Genomic DNA, 15133 nt, shown 5'->3' with positions numbered 1-15133 from the left:
TCACCGCTATGCCTTGGCTGTTAGCGGTGTAATGTTAGATGCCGTTTCTTCTTCGTTGTCTTGACCAATACCAGCCAATAAATCCGGATTGCCTTTACAGGCGGCAATAAGGACGTGTTTATTCATAGAGAGCAGCAGCCCGATATTCTCGGCATCTTGTTCACTGATGCCTTCGACCTGAGTCTCAAAAAGTGTGCGAAAGCCGTCTGCCAGCTCCAGCATTTTGTCGTGGGCATCAGCGTCTTTTTTGCTATCGAACATTGCTTCGTCCCGATCACATTTCCACATTGCTACTACGGCCACAAATCACCTCGTGTGTGGGTTTAGGAATGCGGTTACTGTATATACGTACAGTATTAATAGCAAGCGATTTTATTCGTTAGCTTGGTGGGGTGCTGCTGCCATGGAGCTTTAGTGCGTTGATGTGAATCGCTGCTCTGAGCAATAACTGCCACCCCTTGGGTCCTGACTGGTAGAGGTGTTTTTTTGCATCCCAAAGGGTGGCGACCATGCGGCGACTGGCAATGGCGGTATGACGATTAAAACGCTCAACCCTGTCAGCGATGCTTTAAACATTGGGCCAGAGCGCAACGCTCCGGTTAGTAGTGTCTATGTAAACGCAGACATGTCCGCTGGGCTCGCTGGATTAATTGATCACTGAAGTTCCGCCGTCAACTGGAATGATCTGGCCGGTAATAAAGGCACCCGCGGGTGAAGCCAGCATAATGGCAACCCCGGCGATATCACGCGCCTCACCCCAGCGACGCATAGGGATGGTCTGCAACTCCTCCTCGAAGGCGTCCTGATCATTACTCAGAAACTCGGTCATTTTTGAATAAAAGCGGCCGGGTGCGATGGCATTAACACGGATGTGGTCGCTGGCCAGTTCCGTTGAGAGTATACGCGTGAGCTGATGAATGGCGGTTTTTGAAGTGGCATAACTAAAGTTGTCGAGGGCGCTTCCTACTATGCCGGCAATCGAACCTATGTTGATGATACTGGCGGTGTGCTCAGCGCTGGCATTCTTTTTCAACAGGGGAGCCAAAGCCTGCACTAAGAAGAAAGGGCTTTTGACATTGATATCCATTACCTTGTCCCACCCTTTCTCTGGGAACTGGCCAAAATTTGCACCCCAACCGGCGCCAGCATTGTTCACCAATACATCAAGATGCTGTTCCCGAGACATGAGTTCGGTAACCAGCGTCTGCATACCTTCGGAGGTGGAGAGGTCACAGGGGAGGGCAATACATTCACCGTATTGACTCAGTTCTTCTGCGGCGTCGATGCAGGCTTTGGCTTTGCGTGCAGTGATGTAGACGCGCTTCGCTCCCGCCTCAAGAAACCCTTGAGTCATGGAGGCGCCTAGGCCACGGCTACCGCCAGTGACAACGCAAATTTTGTCCTGCATGGAAAATAACGCTTCGATCATTGTTCGTTCCTTGTTGTGGGTGCTCACGGTTTTATACTGGCGTTGAAAAAGGTGCAGAACACCGAGAGCCAGCTATTGCTACGGACATGTCCCACAGTACGCTTCTATCGTAAATGATTCTCAGAAATAAGGGTGGGGAGGCTCTTTGCCCCACCGTCGCAGTTGCTCAAGTGTGACCTGTTGCCCGGCGTTTGGACATTATGACGTTCTCGATCAGTGCGGTTAGCGCCAGCAAAACAAGCGCAAGAAGTAGTCTGGGATCGCTAAGGTACAGGCTGGTTTCTATAGGAAAAGCGATCGTTTTTTCGAGGGCCGCAGTTTTGAACTGGTGTTTTCCATTGAAGGCCGGGTTAGTCACAATTTCAAGGAACGCGCGGCGGCTTTTATAACGAAATAACGCGGCCTGGTCCCAGTTTTCTGCCCCCTCGATGCCTACAAGATCCACTGATGAGTAGACTGCAGAGCCTATTAATATAGGATGGCAGGCCCGAGCAAGTAACGCAGGTATCATGTGCGACATGTAACGCCCCATGAGATCAGCGGCACTTTCGTCGGGTTCGGCGCCTTCGACATCAGGTGGATTTTCGTTCATGTCAATATTGTTCACCATCAGAAATTGACGTCCGGTGTCTTGTTGGGCGAAGGCTGTCATAAAAGCGATTACCTCCGCGGGCCTACCATTATTGTTCATGGTGGCTACGTATTGATCAATTTCTGAGTCGCTCAGCGGACCGCCAAAGTCGGTGTACCAGCTAAAAAAACTGATGTAGAACAGAACTGGAGCTGACCAAATTTTTAACCGGATGGACATGATCATTGCCTTTGCTAGCGTGAGAGTTTGGCGCTGGGCCGCTTGTCTAATTATGTGGGGTTATTCTGCGCTTAGTTAAGATAGTGTTCGAGAATACCGCGATTGGCAAATAGCGCTAGAGTTGCAGCGTCGCCACCGGATCCTATGCGCTGCAGCTCATCCTGCACATGAAGTCTCGCCACATTTAAACGTTTTTGAGTGCGCGCCCGTGTCGCACCAAAGCCGTAATCGAACGCGTAATATTTCTCCCCGGCAAGGCCAGCTGCAATATTAGCTGGTGCCGACTGATAGTAGCTGTCTTGGAGGTAGTCCAGCACGACGGGCAAGCTGTCCGGCACCTTGTCATCGGCAGGCCAGAGCGGGATATCACTCGGCCAGTTGCCAAAAAAGCGTTCTGTATATTCCAGCAACATGTCGCCATGTTCTCCCAGCCAGCTTCTCGGTTCTGGATCACAGATAAAGTGCGCTTTACTGGCTCCCGCCAATGCAAAATCGGCAAGACAAGGCCGGTCACCCAGTAGGAACGCGTTGCTGGAAAAGTGCTGGGCTAAAGCTTGCAAAAGTTTTTTGAAATCGCTTTTTACGGCGGCAGCCTGATCAGGCCCCACACCATTGACTTCGCAAACCCCTTTGCCAAAGCTCTCGTACAGCATTGGCCCTATTGGGCCGAGTTGCTCCAGCTCTACCTCAGAAAATGGCACATCAATGGACCTATCAAGCGTCATGTTGGCCCCTAAACGAGGGCCGACCCAGGCCACGTTACTGGGATAGCACCAGCGAGAATGCACGCAAACCCGGCCTAGCCAGTGATTGAAAGCGTCTTCTAAAATGAAGCAGCAGGCACGCTGAAGTGGTGTTTCAGGGATAACCTCGCGCTCTTTGAAGCGCTCGTTGAGCATTGGCCCTATTGAAATGGTGTCGTGAATAAGCCACTTGTCAGGGGTCATCAGTAGGGGGACGAAGTGGGTACCCGCTTTTGTTTCTAGCGCGGTCCTGCGCTCTTCGGTTTTAAACAAATAATGCCAGGGTATCTGCTGGAATCGCAGCTGGGCTTCCAGCTTGCGCGTAAAAAAGCTCATTTCGCTGCCGATCAGTTTATAGTCGCCTCTGTACATGGCGCACTCCTTTCTTTTGCGGTGGCGTGTGAGCGTGGCTGTCGAAAATAGTGCACGAGCAAGTTACATAATGGCAGTATTTATGTCAATATATGCCCCCGGATCACGCGCAAAATAGACTAACAAATTCAGTGAAGACCATGTGAGGGTGAATATGGCGCAACAGCAACCAATTCGTTTAGTCGGGGGCACAGGCTCCCCCTATACCCAAAAAATGTTGGCGCTCTTGCGCTACCGGCGCCTGCCTTACGCAATTACATGGGGACAGCCCGAGCAGGTGTGCGACGCGTTGGGCGTTGAGAAGCCCAGACCAGGTCTTCTACCTACCTTTTTGTTTGAGGAGGAGGGCGGACTTCGTGCCGTAACCGACTCTACGCCGATTATCCGCCGCCTAGAGGAAATGGTTTCCAGTCGCTCGGTGCTGCCTGACGACCCAGCACTCGCGTTTATTGATTACCTGATTGAGGACTTTGCTGACGAGTGGTGCACCAAGTACATGTTTCACTATCGCTGGTATCCCAAGTTAGATGCGGACAACGCAGGCACGCTGTTGCCCTATAGCTTTGACGTAAGTCTGCCCAAAGATGGCCATGACCAGCTCAAGCAGTGGGTGGCAGAACGCCAGATTAGTCGTCTTTATGTGGTTGGTTCTAACGACACCACAGCACCGGTGATTGATGCCAGTTATCGACGATTTTTGGCCGCTATGGAAAATCATTTGGCTCATCAGAAGTTTATGCTGGGGAACCGCCCTGGCGCAGGAGACTTCGGTCTGTATGGTCAGCTCACCCAGTTGGTGGGTTTTGATCCTACGCCTAGAGCCATTGCCCATGAAGTGTCCCCGCGGACGGTAGCTTGGGTTGATCATATGGACGACCAGAGCGGGCATGAACCTGAGGCTCAGGACTGGATTAAGTTGGGCGATCAACCCGAAAGCTTGCGCGGGTTGATGCAGGAAATAGGGCGCGTCTATGCTCCGGTGCAGCTCGCCAACGCCCGCGCTGTGCACGCTGGTGACAAAACATGGGAGTCTGAAATTGATGGTGCTCGCTGGACGCAACAGACGTTCCCTTATCAGGCTAAGTGCCTCACGTGGACTAACGAACGCTACCGGGCCTTGAGCGATGTAGACCGTGCCGCTGTTGATAGGCTGCTGCAAGGAACTGGTGTGGAAACGATGCTTTCACTTGCGTAAATAAACACTAATGTATTTGAGGTAAAACATGACCAAAGCACCGCCTATAAAAAATCGCGTAACGGCAATGACCGGCACGGACTATCCTATTATTCAGGCCCCCATGGGCTGGATTGCCCGGGCCCAGCTGGCTTCCGCCGTCAGCAATGCCGGTGGCATGGGGGTTATCGAAACCGCCTCGGGTGAGTTCGACAATATTCGTAACGAGGTCGCAAAAATGCGCGACCTCACCGACAAGCCTTTTGGCATGAACGTCGCTTTGTCTTACGTTAAGGGCACCGACATTGTGGACTTTGTGATTAAGCAAAATATTAAGTTTGTGACCACCTCATCGGGCAGCCCCAATGTTTGTACAACGGCTTTTCAAGAAGCGGGCATCAAAGTGTTTCACGTGGTGCCAACTCTCGATATGGCGCTGAAAGCCATCGACTGTGGTGTGGATGGTCTTGTGGTTGAAGGAGGTGAAGGCGGCGGATTTAAAAATCCGAGCCCGGTGTCGACTATGGTGCTGTTGCCGCTCATTCGTTCGCGAACAGATCTGCCTATTATTGCCGCTGGGGGTATGTGTGACGGCTTGTCTATGGCCGGTGCCTTTGCCATGGGTGCTGAGGGTGTGCAAATGGGAACTCGAATGCTTAGCTGCGCTGACTCGCCGGTGCACGACAATTGGAAGCAGGCCGTGGTTGCGGCAAAAGAGACCGGTACGGTGTTCCTAAACCAGCAATCCCGTCCGGCTTTGCGGGCGTTGCGTACGGAACGGACTACAATGCTAGAGCCCATGGGTGCGTTTAATATTATGGAGCACATGGCGAAGATACCCGATCTCTACTTCGGGGGTGATATGGAGGCGGCGATTCCACTGTCGGGTCAGGTGGCAGGGCGCATTGATGAAGTTAAAAGTGCTGCCAACATCGTGCAGGACACCATCGGAGAGTTTTACCAAGTGGTAAATCGATTGGCCGATAGCTACAAAAACTGAGGTTAGTGAGTATGGGATTTGAAGTTAACGAAAAAGTGTCGCTCATCAACGCGCAACTTCAAGCGTTCATGGAGGCTCACATATACCCTCGTGAGCATGACTGGAATACTTGGACACTGAATCAGGACATTCTTTGGCAAACGCCTCCTTGGTTTGACGAACTGCGGGCAAAGGCGAAGGACGAAGGTTTATGGAATCTGTTCCTGCCCCATGAATACCAGCCTTGGAGTCCTGGCCTTACCAACGTTGAAATAGCCCCGTTGTTTGAAACTATGAGCAAGGTGATTTGGGCTCAGGCAGTTTTTAACTGCAATGCCCCCGATCGGGGCAATATGGAAGTGCTGGCTAAATACGGCACGCTGGAGCAGCAGGAGCAGTGGCTTAACCCTTTGCTGGCAGGCGAAATTCGCAGTGCTTATGCTATGACAGAGCCCCAGGTAGCGTCATCCGATGCCACCAACATGGAATTGGAAATTAGGCGCGATGGCGACGAATATGTATTAAACGGCCGCAAGTGGTGGACCACTAATGCGATAAATCCGCGCTGTAAAATTATGTTGGTTATGGGTAAATCCAACCCGGAAAACGACCGTCACCGCCAGCACTCCACGATTTTAGTGCCCAGGGATACCCCCGGGGTCAAGCTGGTTCGGGAATTACGAGTGTTCGACAATCTGCACTCTCCCGGTGGTGAGGCCGAGCTTCTATTCGATAACGTTCGGGTGCCGCTAAGCAATATGATTAAAGGCGAGGGCTGCGGTTTTGAAATTGCTCAGGGCCGTCTTGGGCCTGGTCGATTTCAGTATGCGATGGGGCTGGTGGGTTTGGCGCAACGCTGCCTTGAGTTGATGTGCGCCCGAGCAGACGAGCGGGTAGCTTTTGGCGAAAAGCTGATTAAAAAGACCAGCGTGCAACACGAGATTGCCCGCTGTCGTTGTGACATTGAGCAGGCTCGACTGCTAACGTTACAGGCTGCCCACGTCATGGATACTCAGGGCATGGAAGCGGCGAGGCCCTATATCTCCATGGTCAAAATTGTGGCACCCAATATGGCGCAGCAGGTGGCTGATCGGGCCATGCAGGTGTATGGCGGTATGGGGGTTTGTCAGGACACCTTGATTCCTGAAGTGTTTACCTTGGCGAGGTTTTCCCGAATTGCCGATGGTCCCGACGAGGTGCACATGTCTCAGCTGGGCAAAATGACGGCTCGAGAGCTAAACGGCTAGTCGGTTAGAAAGTGATCTAGGTGCTCGGCATCGCTTTGGGCGAATAAAGATACCGGCGCGGCGTCAATTTCTGTGGCGGTAGGGAACGTGTAGTAACGGCCTCGGCCTTGCTGGGGCTTTGAGGTGAGTGGTATCCCAGATTTGAGTTGCGTAATGGCCTTTATCACGTTTCGACTGCCCTCACGGTATAAGTTCAAGACATTCCACAAATAGGACTGATCAAATTGCGCGGGGGTTTGTGACTTGGCTATGACAGGCCCCCTGTCGATGTCAGAATTTTCGATGGTGTGAAGGGTGGTTCCGATGGTTATTTCGCGATGACAAAGGGCCCTAAACGTAGACATCACACCTTGATAGTCGGGTAAAAGTCCTGAGTGTAAGTTGAGCATGGCCAACTTGGGCACGGCGATGGCCGGCGCCTGAAGAATGGACATGTGCCGTATGCTAACCACGACATCAGGCTTCGCGGCAGCGTACCGGGAAAAGTCGTCGGTATTAATAGCATTCAAGGCGATAGCACCCAGTTGCTGGAAGCTCATTAAGTTTGAAGTTGCCTCTAGCGCTTTGACCTCAAATTCACCGAGTTGCTTAAGGGCCGGGCACAAATCTGAGATTGATTTTCGGGTGTAAAAAATTTGAATGTTGTGTGCCGTGCAGGCGGGCACAATGCGATTTAATGCCAGCAACGCCGGCAGATCGTAGTTCACCAAAAAGACGAGGTTCATGATTTTCCTTGCGTTACCCAAGTCGATGATTTCAAGGGCCCTGTCATGTTGGAACGGTTAGCGGATTCCTTCATTTCAACCTCCCACCCTAGCGTTCTTCCCGCGAAGCCAAACTCTGGGCAGTTTACTGGTCATACGTTGATGCAGTACACGGCAGAATCCGTCATTCTGCGGTTCAAACCTAAAGTTGGGTTACTGTTTTCCAGCAACTAAATCGCTCAATAAGGAATCGAAAACCCCAGCGAAATGGCAATTTTTTGTTGGAAACGCTAAAGGCCGCTGATGCTGTGGGTGCACCGGTTACAACGATTAAAGCGCGTCTTATTTAAAGGGGCAATTCAGACGTCTCCTTGATGACCTCCATGACAAAGCTGGCGGTGACATCGTAAAGATCAGCTTTTATTAATTCTTGATAGAGCTTGTCGTAACCCGACATGCCCTGCACTAGAGCTTTGATAAGGTAGTCGACGTCGCCCCCCATCCGGTAGACCTCGAGCACTCCCGGAATGTCCTCGACCGTTGCGCGAAAATTTGCTGCCCAGGGCTCATTGTGCTGATTGGTGCGAACTGAAATGAATACAGTGAGGTCTAGCCCAAGTGCGTTGGCGTTCAAAAGGGTGACCCTGCCGCGAATTACTCCGCGCTCCTCTAGCTTTTGAATTCTGCGCCAACAGGCAGACTTAGAAATACTCACCTTGTCGGCGAGATCTCCAACTGACAGCGAGGCATCGACTTGAAGGTAGGAAAGGATAGATCGGTCTGTCTTGTCCATAATTTCGCCGTCCGTATCGTTTTTACAGGATAATTAAAATATTAAACCATAAAAATGCTATTTAAAGAGACGGTGTTTCGATTTTTGCGCGAACCTTGCTGAAATTGGGCACAATGTTTTTCCCTATTCAGTTTAGTCTTAACGCATTCAAGCAATGAGATTGAGCTGTGAGCCAGTTGATAGAACTAATACGTCACTCGGTCATTGGTGCCGACCGCGAAATTACAACGCCCTTTGGTCAGAAGCCGCTGATTTACGCAGACTACACGGCCTCTGGACGGGCGCTAGGTTTCATTGAGGATTTCATTAGAGACCGAGTGCTCCCCTGGTATGCCAACACCCATACAGAAACGTCCTTTACCGGCGCGCAGACAACGGCGCTCAGGGAACAGGCTCGGGAAGAGATTCGTAAGGCTGTTAAGGGCACTAAAGAGGATCAGATTATATTTTGTGGCTCGGGAGCCACTGCTGCCATAAACAAAATAATCGATATATTGGGTCTGCGGCTGCCCCACGATTTGGCCAGTCGTTACTCGCTGCTGAGCGCTATTCCGGCCCAAGAGAGACCGGTGGTTTTTATTGGCCCCTATGAGCACCACTCCAATGAATTGCCCTGGCGCGAGAGTATTGCCGACGTCGAAGCAATTCCGTTGGATGATGAGGGCCAAATAAACCTTTCGGCTCTGGAAGCAGCGCTGCATAAGTATCGCGACCGAGCATTGAAGATTGGAAGCTTCTCTGCCGCTTCGAACGTAACGGGTATAAAAAGTGATGTGAAGGCAGTCACCCGCCTGCTCAAGCGCCAGGGTGCTCTAGCTTTTTGGGATTACGCTGCGGCGGCGCCTTATGTTGATATCGACATGAATGGTTCAGCCGATGAGGGAGAGCCAGCGATTTTGGATGCGGTCTTTATTTCACCCCACAAATTCATTGGCGGTCCGGGTACTCCTGGCGTATTGGTCGCCAAACGCAGCATTTTGAAAAATACCATTCCTGCAGTTGTGGGTGGTGGCACGGTGAAGTACGTGACGCCCGAGGATCATCGCTACCTCGAAGATCCTGAGCGCCGAGAGGAGGGAGGTACACCGGGCATCGTAGAGTCCATTCGTGCGGGGCTGGTGTTCAAGCTCCAGCAAGATGTTGGCACCGCCGTAATTGAGAAGGTTGAGCAGCAATATGCAGAGCGGGCGATGGCGTTTTTTGGCAATTGCCCGAATCTAGAGATACTGGGCAATACGCAAGCACCGCGCTTGTCTATCATTTCAATGCGCTTTAAACACGGCGAGAAAGACCTGCACTACGGGTTTGTGGTTTCTCTGTTGAATGACCTTTTTGGCATTCAAGTGCGTGGTGGCTGTTCATGCGCAGGCCCCTACGGTCACAGTTTACTGGGTATGAACATGGCTTATAGTCGGGCGATCGAGACTGAAATCGAGCGAGGTGCAATAGTATTAAGGCCAGGCTGGGTGCGACTCAACTTCAATTATTTTATCGATGAGGCTGAGTTCAGCTACCTGCTGCAGGCCATTGCTATCGTGGCAGAGTATGGCTGGCGTATGCTGCCCTGGTACCACTTCGATGAAGGTGCTGGGGTCTGGCGGTATGCGGGTAGTAGCGGACAGTTGGTGAGCAGTCTATCTGGGGTCAGTTTTTTAGAAATGGTTGGCGAAGCCAAAAATGATGCAGGGCTTTCTGTCCCCCTCGAAGGCGTTTTGGATGATGCCCGGCGCGAGATACTTTCCCATAAGCCCGCAGAAAGCGCTTCTTCTCTGGTGCTTTCTGAGTCGGCTGAAAGACTGCGCTGGTTTGCTGTACCCAGGGCGGCCGCATAGTTTTAAAGGCTGTTGATTTTGGCTGCAGTTTCAACAACGTCGGTGCGAGCCTTATGCTGAATGTGAGGGCAGTCTCCCGTCGACAAGCCTTTTTTGGCTTGCTTGCAGACGCCTTGCCGGGCTACTGGAGCAAGACATAACCCTCAGGACCGGTCAGAGTTTCAGGCCACGAATAGGCAAGCCGACGGCTTCATAACACCGGTCAATCACCGTCATCTGGGCAACGGCATCGTCGCCATCCGTCCAAAGAGATTCGCCTGTTTCAATTGCCGCGATAAAGGCATCGAGCTGATAAGCATAGGTAGGCCTGCGATCAACGCTCTGATGGGTTATTTTTTTTCCCACGTTGAGGGTTAGAAGGTGACCCAACTGTGGTGCAATGACGTTGTCGACGCGCATTTCCCCGAGACTTCCCCTGACTGTGACTTCTGCCTTAAACGATGCCGAGGCCCGCATATCTGCCGAGGTAGTGATGGCGATGTTGCCGGCTTCCATTTTTGTTTCTAGAAAAAGGTCAACTTGCGGTGGGCCAACTTCAGCTGTCGCCGAAATAACGGTCGGTTCAGTGTCAGTTAAATGCCGAACCCATGAGATCGGGTAGCAGCCTATATCCATTGTGACGCCCCCGCCCAAGTGGTAGTTCATTCGAATATCACTTGGATCGGTGACTGGCGTGTGAAAGGCGGCATCGATGGATGAAATAGTACCCAGCGTGCCACTGGCAACAATGTTTTTCATTCGAGCAAATAAAGGGTGGTAGCGATAGTGGAATGCATCCATTAGCACCAACTCTTGATCTTTAGCCCGCTGATTCATTTCTCGCGCCTCTTCAGCGTTACAAGCAAGGGACTTTTCGCACAGGACATGTTTACCTGCCTTCAAGGCCGCCATGGTCCACGGATGGTGGGCAGGAATATGAAGTGGAATGTAAACAGCATTGATCTTCGCGTGGTTAATAACATCAAGGTAGCTGTCGCACACGGTGTCTATGTGATGGGCGGCTGCAAAGGTATTGGCTCTATGCTTGTCTCGTGCCGCAATAACACGGATATTGGCCAAGGGTTCGTTCATGCATGGATAGATCAGTGCCTCTGGGGTTATCCGGGCCGTGCCTAGTACGCCAAATTGAATCATCTGTTGGTCTTCTTTCTCATTAAGAGCTTGGGTTATGTGTGCTGTGGGCTGGGCAGGCTCGTGCCAGTGTACGCAATGTCTCAAAAATATCTCGAAGAATTAAGGCGGTTCCTTTTAGGTGCCTTTGCTGAGCAACTGCTCCCTAAATGAAGTAGAAGTTAGAGTAAGCGAAAATCAAAACGCTATCTCTAGCAAACCTCCTATGGGTTACACAGCAGGCCTGAAAGTGGCTGAAGGCCCGATCGTCGTCCTCCTTGAAATCTTATTGAGGTTAGTTGTCGACCAGTTTGCATAGTTTCAAGTGACATGTTGCCTGCGGGTGAATGCGGGCAGTTCTCTTCGGCCTAGTGGCAGAACATAGCGCCGATTCCAGCAACATAAGATTGAGTGATCTTTACATGTCATATGACATGTAATAGATTGCGGAGGTGCGTAGCCGGAGAGCGTTGTCAATATTCATCACGAAACTGCGCTATCACTCGAAGAACTTCTGGGGCGCGGTGGAGGTTGCCATCCCCACGAGAGCATCGTTTTTGTGTGGCAGTAGGCGGTACAAAAGGAACTTACAATGACCCGATCAAATAAAGACAAAGTGCAAGCCATGTTTGATGCAATGGCTGCCGGTGATTTCGAACTCATGAAATCTTATTTGCATGCTGAGGTTTTTGTGACCGAGGCAGATTGCCTACCTTACGCCGGAGTGCATAGGGGACCTGATGGTTATATGCGGTTAGTCGATAAAGTGTTGAGCACTTGGGATGACCTCCAGCTTTCTGTCAATGCCATGGCTGAAGTTGGCGATATGGTCTTGGTGATTTCTGAGTTTGCCGGTAAAAATAAGACTGGCGTCCCTTTCAATATGCCAATGACGGAAGTTTTTCATTTTAAGGATGGGAAAATCAGCGAAGTCAGGCCCTATTATTTCGATACCCACAAACTGGCTGAGCTAAGCATTCAATAAAACCGTTAGCAGAGCCCCGCCGGCTCATATCGGATCACACTAGATGGGGCGGTGGTAAGACAGTTGCTGCCGCCACTCAGGTTTTTGATCCAAAGCGAATGCTCGATCAGCGCTGACAATCTCAAAATTTTTGCACCTGTTAAGCAGCTCAGCGTCTGAAGTGCTTGGGCGGGTACGAGGAGATTTTTAGTTGCATGTATGCCAATACGGCGCGTGGTCTGGTCTCGCAAGATCGCGTTACTCGACGAACCAATACGAGGGAAAACGATGGCTTATTTCACAGGGTCAAAATTAGGCGTTGCCGTAGCTTTACTGGTTACCGGCTCTATTGCACTGTTTTCGAATCAGATATGGGCCGATGCTGTCAGTGAACCGATACTACCCATTACGATACATAAGCATTTTCTCGAGGGGCAGGGGCTTGTTGTCACCGAAGCCGAGTCTGATGAGGCAATATCAACGGAAGGCACGATAAACAGCAGCTCCCATTTGTTTTTCGAGGGAAAAATATCGGCCTATGTATTTGATGTCGATCCTGGAAGAGTGCGTATCGATGGGCTGCCCTATGATGAATATATCCATATTTTAAAGGGGCGCTTAATTTTGAGCCCAGATAATAGTGCCGAGGTCGAATACAAGACCGGCGATTCCCTGATCTTACCTGCGGGGTACACCGGTTACTGGACGATGCCTGAAAGGTATCGTGAATTTGTAATTATCAATACCGTATCTGAGCCATAGAGGGGCGGTAGCTAGGGGTTTACTTCAACCACTGACCGCGTAGCTTCAAAGTGGGTGTTTGCCGTGTAGCCTTTTTGACGATACGAAAAATAGGCCACGTGTCGGGTGTTATCCGACTGGTTGCCCAGGCCGCGATGCAATAAGCGATCATCAAAGATTAGACATGAGCCCGCCACCATAGCCTGAGCGCAAGCCTCGGGTATTTCAGTTTCAGTATCCCCAACCAGAGTCTCGGGTGCTGTGCCCTCATGCTGGTAGATAAGCTCTTTGAGCACCAGAGACGGATTGCTTAAATGATTGCTCAGAAAGTGGGAGCCCCGAGCACACTCGGTCGGCCCCATGGTCAACGGGATATCGTGTAAGGCGACTAATACGTTGATGGCGTGTGCTGGCAGGTGCTCCCTAGAATCGTGCGGGGAATCTGTGTGCCAATACTGTGCCGGGCTACCGGGGTCAGAAGACACTACACCGCTGAAGAGGTGCTCGGCATCTTCACCCAGTATTGCGCTGATAAGCCCCCACCAGGGCAGGTCCCGATCAACCACGCCAAACTGCTGCGGCGTTATTGGAACATCCCAGCGTCCCGGAGAGCGCTGGACAATTTCGTCGTAGCCAGCCGCACTGCCAATACCTATGTCTTTTGTCCCTAGCGCTGAGCGCATTGCCTGTAATCTCTCGCGGGATACGGCCAAAAGAGTCGCGACCGTCTCTGCGTCCAAGACGGGAGGCAATAGCACAAACCCATCAGATTCTAGGCGTTGTACTTGCTCGGCTGGTGTGGCGCGGCCATTGTTAGATAAGTCAGATCGCGATTTTGACAATTCAAAGCCTCGTGTTTTAAGTAGTCAGGATCTAGCGCCCATAATCTCCGGCCGTTTGTCGGAGTATAAACGAGATAAATGGCGAAATAGAGAGCAACTCACTCGCGTCTCCTAGGCGAAAGACAATACCTTGTAGAGCTTAGGAGAGAGATGGTAGCTACGGGTGGACTTGAACCACCGACCCCAGCATTATGAATGCTGTGCTCTAACCAGCTGAGCTACGTAGCCACAAAGGGTGTGTTGCGAGGAGCGCGATTTTCTACAACTGCTGCCTCCAAGTCAACCTGTAGCAGTTACTAAACGTTGAATCGGAAGTGAATGACGTCGCCGTCGGCCAGGATGTACTCCTTACCCTCAAGGCGCCAGCGTCCGGCATCTTTCGCGCCTTGTTCCCCTTTATGCGCGATGAAGTCGTCATAACCAATCACTTCAGCGCGAATAAAACCTTTCTGGAAATCCGTGTGAATCACGCCAGCGCCCTGTGGCGCTGTGGCGCCAACTGGCACGGTCCAGGCTCTGACCTCTTTGGGCCCAGCGGTGAAGTAGGTTTGTAAATTGAGAAGCTTGTATCCGGCACGAATGACACGATTAAGCCCGGGTTCTTCCATGCCCATTTCAGCCAGAAAATCCTGTTTCTCGTCGTCTTCGAGTTCGATGATTTCTGATTCTAGCTTGTTACATATGGCAACGACCTCAGCGCCTTCGGCGGCGGCGATGCTCTGCACGGTATCGAGGTGGGGGTTATTCTCAAACCCGTCCTCTGCCACGTTGGCAATATATAGGGTGGGCTTAGTGGTTAGCAGATGAAGGGTGCTCAGAAGGGCTTGCTCGTTGTCGTCTAATGTCAGCGCTCTAATAGGCTGGGCTTCATTAAGCTGTGGCAACAGTTTGTCCTCTAACAACTGCTTCATGGCGATTGATTCTTTATCGCCGCCTTTCGCTGTACGAGTCACCTTAGTTAGCTGTTTTTCGCAAGACTCTAGGTCGGCGAGTGCAAGCTCTGTATTGATGATCTCTATGTCCGATGTAGGGTCTATTTTATTGGCCACGTGAATCACGTTGTCATCTTCGAAGCAGCGCACGACGTGAGCAATGGCATCAGTCTCGCGGATATTGGCCAAAAACTGATTACCTAAGCCTTCTCCCTTGGAGGCGCCAGCTACAAGACCTGCAATGTCGACAAACTCCATGGTGGCTGCAATCTCGCGTTCGGGGTTGATCAAAGCTGCAATACTGTGCTGCCTAGGATCGGGAATAGGCACCACACCCGCGTTAGGCTCAATGGTGCAAAACGGGAAGTTTTCCGCGTCAATACCGGCCTCGGTGAGCGCATTGAACAGCGTGGATTTGCCCACATTAGGCAGTCCTACAATGCCACATTTAATACCCATG

General features: G+C 51.4%; 15 protein-coding genes and 1 tRNA gene. 6 read left to right on the top strand and 10 right to left on the bottom strand.

Features of this window, described 5'->3' with window-relative positions; genetic code table 11:
- Positions 1 to 6 precede the first annotated feature (6 nt).
- From ACMAZB_RS12140 to ACMAZB_RS12125, 4 genes are all read right to left on the bottom strand, one after another.
- A complete protein-coding gene (locus ACMAZB_RS12140) occupies positions 7 to 261 on the bottom strand; it encodes a YebG family protein (RefSeq protein WP_435217504.1) in 255 nt (84 codons plus the stop codon).
- 385 nt (positions 262 to 646) lie between these two features.
- Positions 647 to 1429: a RhlG family 3-oxoacyl-ACP reductase gene (locus ACMAZB_RS12135; RefSeq protein WP_007236432.1), complete on the bottom strand. Its 783-nt coding sequence runs from the start codon at positions 1427 to 1429 to the stop codon at positions 647 to 649.
- A gap of 166 nt (positions 1430 to 1595) precedes the next feature.
- Positions 1596 to 2240: a hypothetical protein gene (locus ACMAZB_RS12130; protein ID WP_435217502.1), complete on the bottom strand. Its 645-nt coding sequence runs from the start codon at positions 2238 to 2240 to the stop codon at positions 1596 to 1598.
- A 71-nt stretch (positions 2241 to 2311) separates the two neighbouring features.
- Complete coding sequence (locus tag ACMAZB_RS12125; RefSeq protein WP_435217501.1) at positions 2312 to 3355, bottom strand: glutathione binding-like protein; 1044 nt, start codon at positions 3353 to 3355, stop codon at positions 2312 to 2314.
- A gap of 154 nt (positions 3356 to 3509) precedes the next feature.
- Between ACMAZB_RS12125 and ACMAZB_RS12120 the strand changes: the two genes are divergently transcribed.
- Genes ACMAZB_RS12120 through ACMAZB_RS12110 form a run of 3 tightly spaced genes read left to right on the top strand, consistent with a single transcriptional unit; the run spans position 3510 to position 6755 of the window.
- Positions 3510 to 4550 carry a glutathione S-transferase C-terminal domain-containing protein gene (locus ACMAZB_RS12120; RefSeq protein WP_435217499.1) on the top strand — a complete coding sequence of 347 codons (1041 nt, stop codon included), beginning with the start codon at positions 3510 to 3512 and terminating at the stop codon, positions 4548 to 4550.
- A gap of 28 nt (positions 4551 to 4578) precedes the next feature.
- Complete coding sequence (locus tag ACMAZB_RS12115) at positions 4579 to 5529, top strand: NAD(P)H-dependent flavin oxidoreductase (RefSeq protein ID WP_435217497.1); 951 nt, start codon at positions 4579 to 4581, stop codon at positions 5527 to 5529.
- Positions 5530 to 5540: 11 nt separating this feature from the next.
- The gene (locus tag ACMAZB_RS12110) at positions 5541 to 6755 is read left to right on the top strand and encodes an acyl-CoA dehydrogenase family protein (protein WP_435217495.1); all 1215 of its coding nucleotides are present in this window, start codon (positions 5541 to 5543) and stop codon (positions 6753 to 6755) included.
- On the opposite strand, the gene ACMAZB_RS12105 is transcribed toward ACMAZB_RS12110, so the two are convergent.
- Positions 6752 to 7480, bottom strand: coding sequence for a formyl transferase (locus tag ACMAZB_RS12105; protein ID WP_435217493.1), 729 nt, complete (start codon positions 7478 to 7480; stop codon positions 6752 to 6754). The genes ACMAZB_RS12110 and ACMAZB_RS12105 overlap by 4 nt on opposite strands.
- Before the next feature lie 325 nt (positions 7481 to 7805).
- Positions 7806 to 8252 carry an Lrp/AsnC family transcriptional regulator gene (locus ACMAZB_RS12100; protein WP_435217492.1) on the bottom strand — a complete coding sequence of 149 codons (447 nt, stop codon included), beginning with the start codon at positions 8250 to 8252 and terminating at the stop codon, positions 7806 to 7808.
- A 167-nt stretch (positions 8253 to 8419) separates the two neighbouring features.
- On the opposite strand from ACMAZB_RS12100, the gene ACMAZB_RS12095 reads away from it, so the two are divergent.
- Positions 8420 to 10084, top strand: a complete 1665-nt coding sequence (locus ACMAZB_RS12095; protein ID WP_435217490.1) for an aminotransferase class V-fold PLP-dependent enzyme — start codon at positions 8420 to 8422, stop codon at positions 10082 to 10084.
- Between the two features lie 153 nt (positions 10085 to 10237).
- Here ACMAZB_RS12095 and ACMAZB_RS12090 read toward each other — a convergent pair whose 3' ends face one another.
- The gene (locus ACMAZB_RS12090) at positions 10238 to 11218 is read right to left on the bottom strand and encodes a Gfo/Idh/MocA family protein (RefSeq protein WP_435217489.1); all 981 of its coding nucleotides are present in this window, start codon (positions 11216 to 11218) and stop codon (positions 10238 to 10240) included.
- Between the two features lie 568 nt (positions 11219 to 11786).
- Between ACMAZB_RS12090 and ACMAZB_RS12085 the strand changes: the two genes are divergently transcribed.
- Complete coding sequence (locus ACMAZB_RS12085; protein WP_435217488.1) at positions 11787 to 12179, top strand: nuclear transport factor 2 family protein; 393 nt, start codon at positions 11787 to 11789, stop codon at positions 12177 to 12179.
- Positions 12180 to 12446: 267 nt separating this feature from the next.
- Positions 12447 to 12920: a cupin domain-containing protein gene (locus ACMAZB_RS12080; protein ID WP_435217487.1), complete on the top strand. Its 474-nt coding sequence runs from the start codon at positions 12447 to 12449 to the stop codon at positions 12918 to 12920.
- Between the two features lie 11 nt (positions 12921 to 12931).
- Here the strand turns inward: ACMAZB_RS12080 and ACMAZB_RS12075 are convergent, their stop codons facing one another.
- The 3 genes from ACMAZB_RS12075 to ychF all read right to left on the bottom strand — a co-directional run bounded on the left by ACMAZB_RS12075 (position 12932) and on the right by ychF (position 15132).
- Positions 12932 to 13741, bottom strand: coding sequence for a phytanoyl-CoA dioxygenase family protein (locus ACMAZB_RS12075; protein ID WP_435217485.1), 810 nt, complete (start codon positions 13739 to 13741; stop codon positions 12932 to 12934).
- Between the two features lie 151 nt (positions 13742 to 13892).
- A tRNA-Met gene (locus ACMAZB_RS12070) sits at positions 13893 to 13969 on the bottom strand.
- A gap of 68 nt (positions 13970 to 14037) precedes the next feature.
- A complete protein-coding gene (gene ychF / locus ACMAZB_RS12065; RefSeq protein WP_435212169.1) occupies positions 14038 to 15132 on the bottom strand; it encodes a redox-regulated ATPase YchF in 1095 nt (364 codons plus the stop codon).
- Position 15133 lies beyond the last annotated feature (1 nt).

The organism is Luminiphilus sp. nBUS_07 (assembly GCF_051201685.1).
Classification (GTDB): Bacteria; Pseudomonadota; Gammaproteobacteria; order Pseudomonadales; family Halieaceae; genus Luminiphilus.
Note: the sequence above shows the minus strand (reverse complement) of the source record. Positions and strands in the feature narration are given on the sequence as shown.